General features: G+C 60.6%; 16 protein-coding genes. 11 read left to right on the top strand and 5 right to left on the bottom strand.

What is annotated here, in order from left to right; genetic code table 11:
• The first annotated feature begins 175 nt into the window (after window positions 1-175).
• From AC0Z8Z_RS15350 to selO, 3 genes are read left to right on the top strand one after another with little or no spacing between them, the layout of a single operon-like run.
• Entirely contained in the window at window positions 176-1,918 is a 1,743-nt protein-coding gene (locus tag AC0Z8Z_RS15350; protein WP_485619668.1) for a potassium/proton antiporter, read from the top strand.
• A gap of 35 nt (window positions 1,919-1,953) precedes the next feature.
• Window positions 1,954-5,322 (top strand): mechanosensitive channel MscK, encoded by a 3,369-nt coding sequence (mscK, locus tag AC0Z8Z_RS15345; protein WP_485619667.1) that lies wholly within the window; start codon window positions 1,954-1,956, stop codon window positions 5,320-5,322.
• 48 nt (window positions 5,323-5,370) lie between these two features.
• Window positions 5,371-6,834 carry a protein adenylyltransferase SelO gene (gene selO / locus AC0Z8Z_RS15340; protein ID WP_485619666.1) on the top strand — a complete coding sequence of 488 codons (1,464 nt, stop codon included), beginning with the start codon at window positions 5,371-5,373 and terminating at the stop codon, window positions 6,832-6,834.
• Here the strand turns inward: selO and AC0Z8Z_RS15335 are convergent.
• The 4 genes from AC0Z8Z_RS15335 to AC0Z8Z_RS15320 form a co-directional block, all read right to left on the bottom strand.
• Window positions 6,818-7,480, bottom strand: coding sequence for a hypothetical protein (locus AC0Z8Z_RS15335; protein WP_485619665.1), 663 nt, complete (start codon window positions 7,478-7,480; stop codon window positions 6,818-6,820). The two genes, selO and AC0Z8Z_RS15335, sit on opposite strands and share 17 nt — an antisense overlap.
• 848 nt (window positions 7,481-8,328) lie before the next feature.
• Window positions 8,329-9,303: a hypothetical protein gene (locus AC0Z8Z_RS15330; protein WP_485619664.1), complete on the bottom strand. Its 975-nt coding sequence runs from the start codon at window positions 9,301-9,303 to the stop codon at window positions 8,329-8,331.
• A 244-nt stretch (window positions 9,304-9,547) separates the two neighbouring features.
• Entirely contained in the window at window positions 9,548-9,910 is a 363-nt protein-coding gene (mazF, locus tag AC0Z8Z_RS15325) for a type II toxin-antitoxin system toxin MazF (RefSeq protein ID WP_485619663.1), read from the bottom strand.
• Window positions 9,910-10,173, bottom strand: coding sequence for an AbrB/MazE/SpoVT family DNA-binding domain-containing protein (locus tag AC0Z8Z_RS15320; RefSeq protein WP_485619662.1), 264 nt, complete (start codon window positions 10,171-10,173; stop codon window positions 9,910-9,912). Before AC0Z8Z_RS15320 ends, mazF begins: the two co-directional genes overlap by 1 nt.
• A gap of 294 nt (window positions 10,174-10,467) precedes the next feature.
• Here AC0Z8Z_RS15320 and trxC point away from each other — a divergent pair, with 294 nt between their 5' ends.
• Window positions 10,468-10,902 carry a thioredoxin TrxC gene (gene trxC, locus AC0Z8Z_RS15315; protein WP_485619661.1) on the top strand — a complete coding sequence of 145 codons (435 nt, stop codon included), beginning with the start codon at window positions 10,468-10,470 and terminating at the stop codon, window positions 10,900-10,902.
• A gap of 136 nt (window positions 10,903-11,038) precedes the next feature.
• Window positions 11,039-11,416, top strand: a complete 378-nt coding sequence (locus tag AC0Z8Z_RS15310) for a PAAR domain-containing protein (RefSeq protein ID WP_122533897.1) — start codon at window positions 11,039-11,041, stop codon at window positions 11,414-11,416.
• A gap of 3 nt (window positions 11,417-11,419) precedes the next feature.
• On the opposite strand, the gene AC0Z8Z_RS15305 is transcribed toward AC0Z8Z_RS15310, so the two are convergent.
• Complete coding sequence (locus AC0Z8Z_RS15305; RefSeq protein WP_172610465.1) at window positions 11,420-12,202, bottom strand: ParA family protein; 783 nt, start codon at window positions 12,200-12,202, stop codon at window positions 11,420-11,422.
• A gap of 347 nt (window positions 12,203-12,549) precedes the next feature.
• On the opposite strand from AC0Z8Z_RS15305, the gene AC0Z8Z_RS15300 reads away from it, so the two are divergent.
• The 6 genes from AC0Z8Z_RS15300 to AC0Z8Z_RS15275 are packed head-to-tail and all read left to right on the top strand — an operon-like array spanning window position 12,550 to window position 16,783.
• Window positions 12,550-13,278 (top strand): beta-ketoacyl synthase chain length factor, encoded by a 729-nt coding sequence (locus tag AC0Z8Z_RS15300; RefSeq protein ID WP_485619660.1) that lies wholly within the window; start codon window positions 12,550-12,552, stop codon window positions 13,276-13,278.
• On the top strand, window positions 13,254-14,066 hold the full coding sequence (locus tag AC0Z8Z_RS15295) for a lysophospholipid acyltransferase family protein (protein WP_172610463.1): 813 nt from the start codon (window positions 13,254-13,256) through the stop codon (window positions 14,064-14,066). The genes AC0Z8Z_RS15300 and AC0Z8Z_RS15295 overlap by 25 nt, the downstream gene beginning before the upstream one ends.
• Window positions 14,041-14,301 (top strand): phosphopantetheine-binding protein, encoded by a 261-nt coding sequence (locus AC0Z8Z_RS15290; protein ID WP_122533901.1) that lies wholly within the window; start codon window positions 14,041-14,043, stop codon window positions 14,299-14,301. The genes AC0Z8Z_RS15295 and AC0Z8Z_RS15290 overlap by 26 nt, the downstream gene beginning before the upstream one ends.
• Window positions 14,302-14,310: 9 nt before the next feature.
• On the top strand, window positions 14,311-14,565 hold the full coding sequence (locus AC0Z8Z_RS15285; RefSeq protein ID WP_122533902.1) for an acyl carrier protein: 255 nt from the start codon (window positions 14,311-14,313) through the stop codon (window positions 14,563-14,565).
• Window positions 14,562-15,107: a COG4648 family protein gene (locus AC0Z8Z_RS15280; RefSeq protein WP_122533903.1), complete on the top strand. Its 546-nt coding sequence runs from the start codon at window positions 14,562-14,564 to the stop codon at window positions 15,105-15,107. The genes AC0Z8Z_RS15285 and AC0Z8Z_RS15280 overlap by 4 nt, the downstream gene beginning before the upstream one ends.
• Window positions 15,104-16,783, top strand: coding sequence for an ApeI family dehydratase (locus AC0Z8Z_RS15275; protein WP_485619659.1), 1,680 nt, complete (start codon window positions 15,104-15,106; stop codon window positions 16,781-16,783). Before AC0Z8Z_RS15280 ends, AC0Z8Z_RS15275 begins: the two co-directional genes overlap by 4 nt.
• Window positions 16,784-16,801 lie beyond the last annotated feature (18 nt).

Genomic DNA, 16,801 nt, shown 5'->3' with positions numbered 1-16,801 from the left:
ACGGATGTCATCAGCGGCCTGTAAGTAACAGGCCCGTTGGCACGGCCCTTAGCCTGCCCATCTGGAATTACGCTTTGACAGCCAAGCAATTCAACAGGTTAAATCCCTTGGCACGCGGACTGCATGGTCAGTTCGCGCCCTCGTCTGTTTGAATTCGTTTTCTGGAGTACCGCCCTTGGATGCCACGACCATCAACAGCCTGTTCCTGATCGGCGCGTTGCTGGTGGGTGCAAGTATCCTGGTCAGCTCGCTGTCCTCCCGCCTCGGCATTCCGATTCTGGTGATCATCCTTGCCGTGGGCATGGTCGCCGGCGTCGATGGCGGCGGCATCATCTTCGATAACTACCCGACGGCCTATCTGGTCGGTAATCTCGCGCTGGCGGTCATTCTTCTCGACGGCGGCCTGCGCACGCGGGTGGCGAGTTTCCGGGTCGCACTCTGGCCCGCCTTGTCGCTGGCGACGGTCGGGGTGCTGATCACCACGGGGCTGACCGGCATGGTCGCCGCCTGGTTGTTTGACCTGAACATCATTCAGGGCCTGCTGATCGGCGCCATCGTCGGTTCCACAGACGCCGCCGCTGTGTTCTCGCTGCTGGGCGGCAAAGGCCTGAACGAGCGGGTGACCGCCAGCCTGGAGATCGAATCCGGCAGCAACGACCCGATGGCGGTGTTTTTAACGGTTACGCTGATCGACATGCTGTCCAGCGGCCAGACCGGCCTGCACTGGAGCCTGCTGGGCCATCTGGTTCAGGAATTCGGCATCGGCGGGATCATCGGGCTGGGCGGCGGCTGGATCATGCTGCATCTGGTTAACCGGATTAACTTGGCCAACGGCCTGTACCCGATTCTGGTGGTCGCTGGCGGTCTTGTCGTCTTCGCACTGACCAACGCCATTCACGGCAGCGGCTTCCTGGCGGTTTATCTGTGCGGCCTGGTACTGGGCAACAAGCCTATTCGCAGCCGGCACGGCATTCTGCACATGCTTGACGGCATGGCCTGGCTGGCACAGATCGGCATGTTCCTGGTACTCGGTCTGCTGGTCACGCCCCATGACCTGTTGCCGATTGCGCTGCCGGCCCTGGGCCTGGCGCTGTGGATGATTCTGGTCGCACGCCCTCTGTCGGTGCTGGCCGGCCTGCTGCCCTTCCGGGTGTTCCACCGCCGCGAAAAAGCCTTTATTGCCTGGGTCGGTTTGCGCGGCGCGGTACCGATCATTCTGGCGGTGTTCCCGCTGATGGCCGGCCTGCCCCATGCGCAGCTGTATTTCAATCTCGCGTTCTTCATCGTGCTGGTGTCGCTGCTGGTTCAGGGCACGAGCCTGCCGTGGGTGGCGAAATGGCTGAAAGTGACGGTACCGCCTGATCCGGCGCCGATTTCCCGCGCCGCGCTGGAAGTGCATGTCACCAGCGAGTGGGAGCTGTTCGTGTATCGCCTTGGCGCCGAAAAGTGGTGCATCGGTGCCGCACTGCGCGAGCTGAAAATGCCAGAGGGCACACGTATTGCCGCCTTGTTCAGGGGTCAACAACTGCTCCATCCGTCGGGTAGTACGGTGCTGGAAGTGGGCGATCTGCTCTGCGTCATCGGCCACGAACACGACCTTCCCGCCCTCGGCAAGCTGTTCAGTCAGGCGCCGCAACGCGGGCTGGATCTGCGCTTCTTCGGTGACTTCGTTCTTGAGGGAGACGCTGAACTGGGGGCTGTCGCGGCACTTTACGGTTTGAAACTCGATGGGCTGGATCCGGGTATGCCGCTGAGTCAGTTCATCATTCAGAAGAATCGCGGTGCGCCGATCGTAGGCGACCAGGTCGAATGGAACGGAACTATTTGGACCGTCGCAGTTATGGACGGGAACAAGATCCTCAAAGTGGGCGTCAGATTCCCCGAAGGAAGCAGCCCGGGGCCCGCGCTGTTCCTTTAAACTGCCCCCCATTCTGTTCGCTCGACCCGGTGTCTATGTTCACGCTGCGTAACCTTTTTGCCTCGGCCCTGCTTGGGCTTTGCCTGTCGTCCGTACCGGCGCACGCCGCCGATACGCCCCCCCTGTCCAGCGAGGCCGTCCAGCGCAGTCTGGACAAGATCGCCGACCGCAAACTGACCGCTGACGACCAGAAAGCCCTGCAGCAGGTCCTGGAACAGACGCTGACATTCCTGTCCAGCCAGAAGGACAACCAGCAAAAGCTGGATGACCTGAAAAAGCAGCTCGCCGACGCGCCCCGGCAGACCACCGAAAACCAGCACGAGCTGACCAAGCTCAAGGCCAGCAAGGTCATTCCGGTCGCTCAGCGTTACGCCAATCTGGACGTGCCGCAGCTTGAGCAAATACTGAGTCAGCGCAGTGCTCAGCAGGCTGATCTGCAAAAAGCCCTCAACGACGCCAACAGCCTGACCATCACCGCGCAGACCCGGCCCGAGCGCGCCCAGGCCGAGATCAGCAGCAGCCAGACGCGCATTCAGGCCATCAGCGGCACGCTCAAGTCCGGCAAGGATGGCGGCAAGGCCATCAACGCCGACCAGCGCAACGCATTGAACGCCGAGCAGACCTCGCTCAACGCGCTGATTGCCCTGCGTCGTCAGGAGCTTGCCGGCAACAGCCAGTTGCAGGACCTGGGCGGCAGCCAGCGCGACCTGCTCACGGAAAAGGTCAATCGTCAGGATCAGGAAATCCAGGACCTGCAGACGCTGATCAACGAGAAGCGTCGCGCCCAGTCCCAGCAAACCGTGACGCAGTTGTCCCTTGAAGCGCAGAAAGCCGGGGGCAGCAGCCTGCTGGCGACCGAAAGCGCCGCCAACCTCAAGCTCTCCGACTACCTGCTGCGTGGCACCGACCGCCTCAATGAGCTGACCCAGCAGAACCTCAAGACCAAGACCCAGCTGGATGCCATCACCCAAACCGATCAGGCGCTGGACGAGCAGATCAACGTGCTGAGCGGCAGCCTGCTGCTGTCGAAAATCCTCTACAAACAAAAGCAGTCGCTCCCCAAACTCAAGCTCGACAGCGGTCTGGCCGACGAAATTGCCGATATTCGCTTGTACCAATTCGAGGTCAATCAGCAGCGCGAGCAGATGAGCAGCCCGAGCGCATACGTCGACACGTTACTGGCGACGCAGAAGCCGGAAGACGTCACACCCGCGCTGCGCAAGACGCTGCTCGATCTGGCGACCACTCGCAGCGACCTGCTGGAGCGGCTGAACCGCGAGCTGAGTGCGCTGCTCAACGAATCCATCACCCTCCAGCTCAATCAGAAACAGCTCGTCAGCACCGCCAACAGCCTGCGGGCCACCCTTGATGAGCAGATGTTCTGGATTCCGAGCAACAAGCCGCTGGACCTGGAGTGGTTCGAGCGCATACAGCCACGACTCGTCAAACAGGTGACCACCCTTCCCTGGACGTCCAGCGTCAGCGAACTCTACGACGGACTGACCCAGCGGCCGCTGATCTTCCTGCCGCTGTTTCTGGTGATCGGCGCGCTGATGTGGAAGCGCAAGGCGCTGTACGACAAGCTCAATCGGTTGCACGCCGACATCGGCCACTTCAAGCGGGACCGGCAGTGGCAGACACCGCTGGCGATCTTCATCAACGTGCTGCTGGCAATGCCGTTGTCGCTGACCCTCACGGTGTGTGCGTTCGCGCTGCAGATCGACGCCCGCGGCCAAAACGTCAATCTGGGTTCTGCGCTGCTGCAGGTGGCGCTGGCCTGGTTGGTGTTCTACACCGCTTACCGCATTCTGGCGCCGGGCGGCGTGGCGCAATTGCACTTCCGCTGGGAAAAACCACAAGTGGAATTCCTGCGCGGCTGGATGCGCCGTCTGGGTCTTGTCGTGCTGGCACTGGTGACGGTGGTCGCCGTGGCCGAGCACGAGCCCTCGGCATTGGCCGACGACGTCATCGGCATCGCCGTGGTGCTGACGTGCTACGCCCTGATGGCCTGGCTGCTCGCGCGGCTGTTGCTCACCAGCCCGACCCACCACAGCGCGTCGCTGTTTCGTCGTGCGGTGGGCCTGGCCTTCACCGCCCTGCCCGTCGCGCTGTTCGTCGCCGTGTGCTTTGGCTATTACTACACGGCGCTGAAACTCAGCGATCGCCTGATCGACACGCTGTATCTGCTGATGCTGTGGCTGGTGATCGAAGCCGCCTTTGTGCGCGGGCTAAGCGTGGCCGCGCGCCGTCTGGCGTACCAGCGCGCGCTGAGCAAACGTCAGGCCGCAAAAGAAGCCGGCGAAGGCGAGACGCTGATCGAGGAACCGACGCTGGACATCGAACAGGTCAACCAGCAGTCGCTGCGATTGATTCGTCTGGCCCTGATTGCAGGCTTCATCGGCGCGCTCTACTTCGTCTGGGCCGACCTGATTTCGGTGTTCTCGTACCTCGATAACATCACGCTGTACGAGTACACCAGCGGCACCGGCGCCAACATCAGCATGGTGCCGATTAGCCTGGGCGACTTGATCGGCGCCTTGGTCATCATCGGCATCACCTTCGTGCTGGCGGGCAACTTGCCGGGCCTGCTGGAAGTGCTGGTGCTGTCGAAACTCAACCTCAAACAGGGCAGTTCGTACGCAACCACGACGTTGCTCTCGTACACCATCGCCGGCGTCGGTTTTGTCTCGACGCTCTCGGCGCTCGGCGTGAGTTGGGACAAGCTGCAATGGCTGGTGGCGGCGCTGTCGGTTGGCCTGGGCTTCGGTATGCAGGAGATCTTCGCCAACTTCATCTCCGGGATCATGATCCTGTTCGAACGCCCGGTGCGGATCGGCGACACCATCACCATCGGCGCCTTGTCGGGTACGGTGAGCAAGATCCGCATTCGCGCGACCACCATCACCGATTTCGACCGCAAGGACATCATCGTCCCGAACAAGACATTCATCACCGGGCAACTGATCAACTGGTCGTTAACCGACACGATCACCCGCGTGACGTTGAAACTGGGGGTGGATTACGGGTCGGATCTGGACCTGGTGCGCAGCCTGCTGCTCAAGGCCGCGCGTGACAATCCCAGGGTGTTGAAAGACCCCGAGCCGATTGTTTACTTCCTCAATTTTGGTGAAAGTACCCTCGATCACGAACTGCGCATGCATGTGCGTGATCTAGGCGACCGCAACCCGGTGCTCGATGAGATCAACCGGTTCATCAACAAAGAATTCAAGAAACAGCACATCAATATTTCGTTCCGGCAAATGGAGGTTTACCTCAAGAACATGCAGGGACAGGAGTACAAAATGGTGCCAATCGAGCCGGAGCAGAAGACCATCACGACGCCCGCTGCTGTGCCTCCAGCCCCAAAAGATGCACCTGAGCCGCCCGAAGTCAGGCTCGACTGACCGGGAAAAACCCAGCAGAATGGTCGGACATTCTGCTGGAGGCATCCCTTGAAAGCCCTCGACGAGCTGACCTTCGATAATCGTTTTGCCCGCCTGGGCGATGCGTTTTCCACCACCGTGCTGCCCGAGCCCATCGCCGACCCGCGGCTGGTGGTTGCCAGCGAAGCGGCCCTCGCGTTGCTCGATCTGGACCTTGCTCAGGCAGAACAACCTCTTTTTGCTGAAATCTTCAGCGGTCACAAACTGTGGGCCGAAGCCGATCCGCGCGCGATGGTTTACTCCGGTCATCAATTCGGTTCGTACAACCCGCGCCTGGGTGATGGCCGCGGCTTGCTGCTCGGCGAGGTGTACAACGACGCCGGCGAACACTGGGACCTGCACCTCAAGGGCGCCGGGCAGACACCGTATTCACGCATGGGCGATGGTCGTGCTGTATTGCGCTCGTCGATCCGCGAGTTTCTGGCTTCAGAAGCCCTGCATGCCTTGGGCATCCCGACCAGTCGCGCGGCCTGCGTGATCGGCTCCAGCACCCCGGTGTGGCGCGAAACCCAGGAACGCGCAGCGATGGTTCTACGCTTGGCGCAAAGCCACGTGCGCTTCGGCAGCCTCGAGTATTTCTTCTACACCAAACAGCCGGAACAGCTGAAGCAACTGGCCGATCACGTGCTGTCCCTGCACTACCCCGAATGTCTGGAAGAGCCCGAGCCGTACCTGGCGATGTTTCGCGCGATCGTCGAGCGTCAGGCCGAGCTGATTGCCAAATGGCAGGCCTATGGTTTCTGTCATGGCGTGATGAACACCGACAACATGTCGATCCTCGGCATTACCTTCGACTTCGGCCCCTTCGCGTTCCTCGATGACTTCGACCAGCACTTCGTCTGCAACCATTCCGATCACGAAGGCCGCTACTCTTTCAGCAATCAGGTGCCGATTGGCCAGTGGAACCTCAGCGCGCTGGCCCAGGCGCTGACACCCTTCATCAGTGTCGAGGCATTGCGTGAGGCGCTAGACCTGTTTCTGCCGCTGTATCAGGCGCATTACCTGGACCTGATGCGTCGACGTCTGGGCCTGACAACGGCCGAAGAGGATGACGCTGACCTCATTGCGCGCTTGCTCCAACTGATGCAGAACAGCGGCGTCGACTACACGCTGTTTTTCCGCCATCTGGGGGAAGAATCAGCCGAAGTCGCGGCAGGAAAGTTGCGCGACGACTTCGTCGACATGCTCGGCTTCGACGCCTGGGCCGACGCCTACAAAGCCCGCATCGCGCGCGAGCCCGAGTCCAGCCAACAAGATCGCCGTGCGCGCATGCACGCCGTCAATCCGCTGTACATCCTGCGCAACTACCTGGCCCAACGCGCCATCGAAGCGGCCGAACAAGGCGACGACAGCGAGGTTCGCCGCCTGCATCAGGTGCTGTGTACACCGTTTGAGGAGCAGCCTGGAATGGAGAGTTATGCGCAGCGTCCGCCGGATTGGGGCAAGCATCTGGAGATCAGTTGTTCGTCGTGAGTGGGGGTGAGTTGAGGTCAGGTGAAACCTCCACCGTTTTGGGCAATGCGGGATCCTCGTGCTCTAAGCGCTTTTTTTCCGGATCAGTCATGGCAGCGAGGATGTCGTAAAGGTTGAGAATGTGCGTTTGGGCTTCGCGCCCGCCTCCCGCCGGCAGCGCTAGCTCCTCTGCGATTTTCGCCTCCATTTCTGCCTCGTAATTCCAGGGATAACGGTCCTGAACTTTTTCGATCATCGGCAGCGCTTTGTAGAAATTCAAGACCTCCCTCATGAACACAGGCTGCTTGCCAGTCGCACTGCGCTCAAGTTGGGCCCGGGCAATGGCACCTTTGGCCCATTCAGCCTCCATATGAGCACTGGCGCACCAAGCAGCTCGCCTCTCATTAATGGTGTAGCCGCCTCGGTCGTCATAGGCAATCAGAATCAACTGATCCCGGGAAAGGCCATCAAACGGACTGTGTGCGTTCACATCGCCATTACTGTAGCGGTTAACGTAATTGGTAGCCCGTCTGGCACGATCCAGAAGTTCTGAATCATCTGTTCGCGGCATTTCCAGATCGTGACGGGGCTTCCCTGCTTTGTAACCTTCAAATAGAAGCTTACTTTGCTGTGCCGTGGCATAGGCCGCCAGCTCATCGCGGGACATTGTAAGTTCGCGCTGACTCGCCCTTTCCGCGCTACTGCTTAACTTCCGGCTGATAACTGATAGATTTTCGGTTCCACCCTCTACTCTGACCAATGTATCCGGTGCATGCCCTACCTCTGCGGCGCGCAACTTCAGCCCGTTTACTTTGGAAACTGTGCTTGACACAGAGCTGTCTCCAGCCAATGAACTTACACTAAGGAGCATGATAACTTCCTTTTGAGGCAACGGTCAGACGCGGGGCACCGCTAATAGCAGGCCCCGCCCCCAATGGCCTTATCAACGCATGGTAAAGCTGACCACCCAATCGTGATTGGAATAATTAACGGAGGTCACACTGACATCGCATTTCGCACCACCGCTTGATACTGCACTTCTATTCCACTTTGGCGTGCGCAACCCTCCAGGGGTCGAGCTCATTAAGTAGCTGGTCGTGAACTGGCAGGATTTGATTCCCGCCTGATATCTAACCGTAGCGTAAGTAATCGGCGAAGAGCCGTTTGCGCCCACGCTAAAGCTAGAAAAGCCGCCTGCAACTACCTTGTTCGGCTTAGGTAAAGCGTTCAGATACGTAGTCAACTCATTACTGTTACTGCCACGTATATAATCGGCATCCTCAGCTGTATTATTTTGGAAATTTACGGTGACGTTGGGTGCGGCACTCACCACGCCCGCAGTGGCCAAAGTAGACAACAGCAAAAATGCATTAACTTTAAATGTAGTTTCATTTTTTAGATCCTCCTTTTTATTAAATCTAAAAAAAGCTAATCAGGCATCGCTTTAAATGCCTACTACCCGAACGGATAGGCTCTTTGGAGCGCATCGAGCGCGGACAGCAGGCGCCGTCAGGATCACGCTTCAGCTGCAGGCTTGGGTGAAGCAGAAACTTGCGCACCGGCGTTCGCAGCCGCTGGCTTTTCAACCTCCTGCGCAGCCGCCGTAGTCGACACCGGTGAGGTACGGGGCGCGTACTTCTTCGTGTAGGCGATGTTGTTTGGGTCAGCTTTCTTGTCTTTGGTGGTGTCAACGATGCCGGCGAGGATGTCGTAAAGGGTCAGTTTGCGGTCTGCCGCCTGACGTCCAAAAGCGCCCGGCAGGCTGGGCAGCGTGAGGGCGCTCTTGATTCGCGCCTCCAGTATGGCTTCTGCTCCCTTGGGATAGCTCACCGCCTTTTCGATCGCCGGCAGCGACTTGAGGTAGCTCAGGGCGTCGTTGTAGAACCGGGAGGCCTTGCCCGTCCGGGCTTGCTCGATCACCCCCTCGTTTATCGCCACCTTGCGCCAGTCCTCGTCCATCTTCTGCACGCCCTGCCAGGCCGCGCGCCGCTCGTTGAGCGTGAAGGCTCCGCTGTCGTCAAAGGTAATCAGGTTCAGTTGTTCACGGGACAGGTTCTCGAAAGGGCTTTTGGCGTTCTTGTCACCGGCCAGTGTCCGGGTCACGAACGCACTGGCCTCTCGCGCGCGGTCCAGCAACTCAGGGTCGTTAGTCTTGGGCACTTCCATGGCCCGGGTGCCGCTGTTGACTGTGCGGCTTTCGATCAAAAACTCATTGATGCGATTTCGCCCGTACTGCCCCAGCTCAGCGTGAGTCATCCCTGCGTCCCTCTTCTCGGCTCGCGCTGCGCTCTCGTTCAACTGAGCCGCCAGTGTCGAAAACGTCGCCTTGTCGGTCGCGGTCGTTGCAGGTTTATCGACGGTTTTGGGGGCGCTGTTTGAAGCGGCGTCAACGACTGGCTTTTTATTCGCGACAACCGCTGCAACCGCGGCCTGGATCTGGCTGATCATGGGCGACTCCCTGGCTATGAGATGACAGGGGCCGACGCGCATGTTCGTCAGTCAGCCCCTCGCGTCGACACTAGCGACGGCCAGGCAGGGCGAACAGTTGGGCGAACGGGGGATGCTTTCGGGGAATCAGCGACCGAGGATTGGGCTTAACGCCCGTAGTCAGGGGCTGGGACGAACGGTGAAGGAGGAATTTGTTGCGTCTTCAGGTTTGAGCTTTTATTGGACGTGGGTGCTTAAACGAGCGGTGAAAGCTGCAGTAGGTCGCACCTCGGCTCAGATCAATCAATCAATCGTGCAAGTCGATGACACTCAGCACTTTAGAGACGATATCGTTGGTCGTAATCCTGTCCAGACTTTCAATGTACTTTGCGGACCCCATTTGCACCCGGCTCTCTATGTCAAAGCTGCGCACCTGATTACACACCGCGACGCCATTTGTTTCGTGACCGCCGATGACGACTGCCAGCCCTGACTCTCGCGCATGCACGCCAGCACTGGTTACCGGAACAGCCATACACAGGCCCAACTGATTAATACGCTGGGAGGTGATAACGACGAAGCGGTGCCGCCCTTTCATTTCACGACCTGAAACCGGATTTGGGTCTATCCAGTACACGTCACCTTGACGAGGTGCCTTGCGACGAACCATCAGGTCAGTTCCCTTCCTACCGAGTCGCCCTCTCTGGCCCATGCCGTTTCGCTGTTGAGCTCAGCCACATGCTCTGCGCCTTTGAGCAGCTCCGTAGCCGAGTACCGTTTGCGTGCAATGTGTGTGAGGGGCTTTGCGACCAAGCCTCCTGACTCCACGCTCAGCTCGACCTGAGATCCGATGTCCAGGTCAAGCAGCTTGAGAAACGCGGGCGGAATGGTCATGACTGCTGCGCCACCCTGGCGCCGAATTGTGGAGCTCATCGTCATCTTATTTCTCTTTCGATTCATAGCAGGGCCTCACCAGAAGTGCTACGAACGTAGCACTCGCTACATCTCAATGCGAGCGATGGGGGCAGGGGCGAAGCATACCCACAAGCCGATTTTTCACCAATCGGACGCCACGACCAAGTTCGTAGGAATTCGCTCAATCCCCCCGGTCGCCTTAACTAATCCATGTAAAGCATCGCTGCCGCAATAAGAGTGGAGCCTGTAAAGCTTGATAACCCAGCCCCCAGACTCCACGTAACAGTCATCAACCCTACTCAGGCCTCTCCCATGTCCGATTCCCTGCTAATCCCCTGCCCACATTGCAACGGGCTCAATCGCATCCCTGCCGGGCGGGTGTCCGACCAGCCGAAATGCGGGCGTTGCAAGCAGCCGGTTTTGCTGAGCAAGCCGTTCAACCTGACGCAGGGCGATTACGCCAGTCAGATCAAGGGCGATCTGCCGCTACTGGTGGACGTATGGGCGGAGTGGTGCGGGCCGTGCAAATCCTTCGCGCCGACGTTCGAGCAAGCGGCCACTCAACTGAGCGGGCGTGTTCGCCTGGCGAAGCTGGACAGCGAGGCCAATCAGCAGCTTTCCGCGCAGCTGGGCATTCGTTCGATCCCGAGCTTGATCCTGTTTAAGGACGGTCGTGAAGTTGCCCGGCAGAGTGGCGCGATGCCGTTGCAACAGCTGATGGCCTGGCTGACCAGTCAGGGAATATGAGAGACGCTTCTTCAGCGATCGAAGTGCATGACAGCAGGGGCTGTAGGCAGGTTCTGAAAGCCCCTTTTGGCCCCGAATCCGTCGAATTCTGCGTCTAGGCTTCGCCACTCCTATCGGTACCCTGGAGTGGTTAGCTATGACATACGTGGTCAGAGAGGGCGATTCAACGACAACCGGCGGCGTGGTGTTGAGCGCCTCAGGCTCGCACACATGGGAGGACCGGCGTCTGGCCCGCATGGGCGATCCGGTCTGGTGCGAGTTGTGTGCACAGGTTGGCTTCATTGCCCAAGGCAATCCGACCTTCATCGATGAGCTCGTGGCCGTGGCGACCCACGGACAGGCCGTGCGCTGCGGCTGTGCGGACGGCACCCACCATCTGATCGCCAGCCAGGATCAGCTTCAGGCCGACATGGAAGCGACCATCGACATTCCCAAGGACATGGCCGAAAAGGCGCGCAAGCGAGCCAAACACATGACCCGAGCCCGTCGGGAAAGCCACGAACCGCTCGCCTAGCAGTCAGCGATTGCCCGCACCCGTTTCCAGCAAGTGATGCAGCTCGACAAATTGCTGAGTCAGTTTATGCCGCGGCTCCAGATGGATCAGCGGCATATTGGCCTGGTGGGATTCACGCATCTTGATTGAGCTGGTGAGGTAGACCGGCAGCACCGGCAGCCCTTCAGCGATGAGCTCGTCGAGGATCTGCTGGGGCAGGCTCGCCCGCGCCTGGAACTGGTTGACGATAATGCCTTCCACTTCCAGATCCTCGTTGTGATCTTCCTTGAGCTCTTCGATTTCCTTGAGCAGGCCGTAAAGCGCCTGACGGGAGAAGCTGTCGCAGTCGAACGGAATCAGCACGCGATCCGCTGCGATCAATGCCGACACCGCGTAGAAATTCAGCGCCGGGGGCGTGTCCAGGTAGATGCGATCGTAGTCTTCGCTCAGCTCATCCAGCAATTTGCGGAGCTTGTTGATCTTGTGCTTGGCTTCCAGCTTGGGCTGCAGATCCGCCAGCTCCGCCGTGGCGGTCACGACATGAAGGTTGTCGAAGGGCGTTTCGTAGATGTCGACCTGATTCTTCTTGGCGCCAGGCCCGGATGACAGGGTCTGCTTGAAGAAATCCGCGATCCCCATGGGAATCTCGTCGCCGGTCAGACCGGTGAGGTACTGCGTCGAGTTGGCCTGGGCATCAAGATCGATCAACAGCGTCCGATAACCTTCATGAGCACTGACAGCCGCCAGATTGCAGGCGATGCTGGACTTGCCAACGCCGCCCTTCTGATTGAATACCACACGCCGCATGTATGACTCCCTGTTGCTGTCCAGCCGTGAAGGATCGCCTGCGACCCGATGAATGGTCTCGAGTCTAGGCAATCGCGAAGAGTAGGGCGAGCCTCTTGGAAAAATCTGACTGTAAGGGCGAGGCCCGCAACGCATACAGGTCCATTGCTCCTACAAAACCGTGTCAGATGCCGCCGCCATACCAGTAAGAATAATCGTCAGTAAACAAACCTTTTGTTTCAACGTTTGCCTCGGCGCTGTGGCATCCGGATAATGCCCGCCACTCGGCGATAGCGCCGCGCCATGGCTGGTGCCACTTCGGAGACTCGAAGTCCGGAAGTATGCCCGTATCAGGGCAGGATGATTTTGTGATCAAGTTCAACATTGCACAGTGGCGCGCGTGGGCGCCGGGGCTGACATCTGTCGAAGAGTGGCGCCAATGGAGCCACGAACCCGTGATCCCCGCCCCGACGGATGCAGCGCCAGACGTTTCATTTTTGCCGGCCATGCAACGCCGCCGGTTGAGTCGTCTGGCCCGCATGGCCTTCAGCGTAGGCTGGCCGCTGGCAGAGGGCCTGGAGCGATTGCCGCTGGTGTTCGTCTCGCGGCACGGCGAAACGCCCCGAACCTTCGACATCCTTAGCGATCTGGCCAACGACGAGCCGCTGTCGCCCACTCAGTTCAGCCTGTCCGTGCACAACGCCGTTATCGGCCTGTGGTCGATCCTGCGCGGCGAGACCAGCGAGATGACGGCCCTGGCCTGTGCGGGTGACGGGCTCGAACATGGCGTCGTCGAGGCCGCGTCCCTCCTTGAAGACGGTGCGCCGGCAGTGCTGCTGGTGATCACCGAGGAGCAGCCGCCTGCCGCCTACGCGCCGTGGATCGACGATGTGCCGTTTCCCTATGCGCTCGGCCTGCTGCTGACGCCGGGGGATGAGTGGCAGCTTTCGTTGATGACCCGCGAACCGACCGAGACGGATTCCGGGCGCAGCCAATGGCCCCACGCGCTCAACCTTTTACGTGCGCTGTCGACACAACAGAGCGCTCTGCAACATCCCTGGAAGAATCGGCTATGGAATTGGCAACACAACCGCTGAGCAAAAGCCGCGACGCCTATCACTGGCGCCTGCTGGCCACGGCCCTGAGCTTTGCCCTGTTCGGTGTGGGCGGGTTGTGCCTGCGCGTGTTCGTCTTTCCCCTGCTGGCGCTGCTGCCCGGCGATGCCTGCAGCCACCAACGCCGCGCCCGCCGGACCATCAGCCGCCTGTTCTGGGCATTTATCCGCATCATGAGCAACGCTGGCGTGCTGACTTACGAAATCCAGGGCGCCGAGCGTCTGGGCCGCCCCGGGCAAATGATCATCGCCAACCATCCGTCGCTGATCGACGTGGTGTTTCTCATCGGGCTGGTGCGCGACGCCAATTGCGTGGTCAAGCAGAGCTTGTGGCAGAACGTATTCACCCGAGGCCCGGTCCGGGCCACCGGGTATGTCAGCAACGACGGCAGCGCCGACATGCTGGAGCAAGCCGCGCATCTGCTGCGGACCGGGCAAACCCTGATCATCTTTCCCGAAGGCACGCGAACCCAGCCTGGCCATGCGCCCGCCTTTCATCGCGGCGCTGCGGCCATTGCCCTGCGTGGCGCCCACGTCATTACGCCGGTGACCATCCATGTGTCGCCGACCACGCTGACCAAAGCCGAGCCGTGGTACCGCATTCCCCTGCGCCGCCCGCATTTTCACCTGCGCGTGGGCAACGATATAGATCCAGCGGCATTCGCCGCGCTTGGCCCGGCCCCTGTGGCGTCGCGCAAGCTCAACGACTATCTGCATCAACACTTCACCAAGGAGCTCGCCACAGATGAGCGATCTGCACCAGGACATTAAACAGCTGATCATTGACGCCCTGGGCCTCGAAGACATCAGCACCCAGGACATCGGCAACGACCAGACGCTGTTCGGCGAAGGCTTGGGGCTGGATTCGGTCGACGCCCTGGAGTTGGGCCTGGCCATCCAGAAACGCTACGGCATCAAGATCGACGCCGACGCCAAAGACACTCGCAATCACTTCACCAGCGTCGACAGCCTCGCGGCATTCGTCAGCGCGCGCCAAGTGGCCTGAGGACAGAACATGCAATCCCGTGAAGACATCTTCGACACCCTGCGCTCGTCGATGGTTGAGCTGTTCGAGCTCGAACCCGAGCGCGTTACCCTCGAAGCCAACCTGTATCAGGACCTGGAAATCGACAGCATCGATGCCGTGGACCTGATCGACCACATCAAGCGCAAGACCGGCAAGAAGATCGCCGCCGAGGAATTCAAATCGGTACGCACCGTGGGCGATGTCGTCGACGCGGTCTATCGCCTGGTCCACAGCCCCGCATGAGTCGACTGATTGGCCTGGTCCTGGTGCTTGCAGGCGTCCTGTACCCGTTTGCCGTCTACTTCGGCATGGGCCATTTCGCCCCATGGCAATTCGCGCTGCTGCTCGGCGCGCTGTGGGGGGTGCGTGCGCTGACCAGCGAGGGACGTCCGGGCGGCGTGTCGATGGCGCTGACGGCGATGGGCTTTTGCCTGCTGCTCGGGTTGTTCAACAGCCCGCAATTGCTGCGCTGGTACCCGGTGCTGATCAGCGGTTTCATGCTGACCCTGTTCGGACTGAGCCTGATGCGCGGCATGCCGCTGATCGAGCGACTGGCACGCCTGACAGAGCCCGATTTGCCGGTCGTTGCGGTTCGCTACACCCGTCAGGTCACCCGCGTCTGGTGCCTGTTCTTTCTGTTCAACGGCTTCGTCGCCGCCGCCCTGACCCTCTGGGCGCCGCTGAGCTGGTGGACGTTATACACAGGGCTCATCGCCTACGGTTTGATGGGCCTGCTGTTCGCCGGTGAATGGATCGTTCGTCAGCGCGTCCGGGGGCGGGCATGAGCTGGATCGATCTCGAACACCTGTTGCTTGACGCTCATCCACAGCGCGCCGTTGCCCATACTCCCGCGCTGAGCCATGCCGCGTTGCAGGAACGCGCGCTGCGTGTCGCCGCCGCGCTGCAGCAACGTGGCGTGACACGTTTGGCAGTCCATCTGGAAGACGCCGCTGAACTGGCCATCGCATTGTTCGCGGCATGGCGAGCCGGCGTGGCGGTGTTGCTGCCGGCCGATTTGCAGGCGCAAACGAGACTGCGCTGGGCCGGCCATGTCGACCTGTGGCTGACGGATCTGCCGGACGACACTCGGCTCGATCAACTGAACGCCGACCCGCTTCCTCCCGCCGCGCTCGATCTGGATGAGTGCAGCTTGAGCCTGTGCACGTCCGGCTCCAGCGGCGAACCCAAGCTGATCGAGAAGCGCCTGCGACAGCTGGCCAACGAAGTCAGTGCACTCGAACGCCTGTGGGGCGCCGACCTGGGCGATGCCTGCATCATCGGCAGCGTGGCGGCGCAGCACATTTACGGACTGCTGTTTCGGGTGCTGTGGCCGCTGTGCGCCGGACGCAGCTTCGTGCGTCAGCAACTGCCGTTTCCCGAAGACTTGCAACGCGTCAGCCGTGAGCACCAATCCTTCGCCTGGGTGGCAAGCCCCGCGCTGCTCAAACGCATGGGCGACAATCTCGACTGGAATCACCTGAGCGCCGTGCGCCGTGTGTTTTCGTCCGGCGGCGCGCTGCCGACTGACGCGGCAGAGTGCCTGCATCAGCGGCTCGGGCAGTGGCCAAGCGAAATACTCGGCAGTTCTGAAACCGGCGGCATCGCCTGGCGCCAGGGCGACCCGCTGTGGCGCGCTTTCGATGATGTCACGCTGGGTCAGGACGACGACGGCGCCCTGCGGATCGAGTCGCCGTACCTGCCGATCGGCCATGTCGAACAGACAGCCGACGCGGTGCGCTTTCTGGAAGACGGTCGTTTCGAGCTGCTGGGCCGGCTGGACCGCATCGTCAAACTGGAAGAGAAACGCATCTCCCTGCCGCTTCTGGAGCAAGCACTCGCGACCCATGAATGGGTCAGCGAAGCACGCTTGGGCGTGGTCCGGGAAAACCGCGCATCGCTGGGCGCATTGGTGGTGTTGAGCGCCAGCGGCGTCCACGCACTGCGCAATCAGGGTCGGCGGGCGCTGACTCAGGCGTTGCGTCAGCATCTGGTGCCGCATTGCGAAGCGCTGGCATTGCCCCGCCGCTGGCGACTGCTGAGCCATCTGCCCCTCAATGCCCAGGGCAAGTTGCCGCAAGCGCTGATCGAGACATTGCTGGTGTCGCCGCGCACTCAAGCCCCTGATCTGGTTGCCCAGGAGCAACACGGCGACGAGTTACGTCTGGAGCTGATCGTCCCTCTGGACCTCGCGCATTTCCCCGGCCACTTCCCGGGCACGCCGATTCTGCCCGGCGTGGTGCAGGTCGACTGGGCGATGAACCTGTCCCAGCGTCTGATGGACCTGCCGCCGCGCTTTGCTGGCATGGAAGTGCTGAAGTTTCAACAACTGGTGCGCCCCGGCGATCGCATCAGCCTGACCCTGCGTTTCGACCCCGAGCGCAGCAAGCTGCATTTTGCCTATCGCAACGGCGAAGCGGCCTGCTCCAGCGGGCGGATTTTACTGGTGAACGCGGATGCATGAGCTCTGCACATTCAAGGA

Source organism: Pseudomonas sp. 1L-C-7-B-C1 (assembly GCF_057291635.1).
Note: the sequence above shows the minus strand (reverse complement) of the source record. Positions and strands in the feature narration are given on the sequence as shown.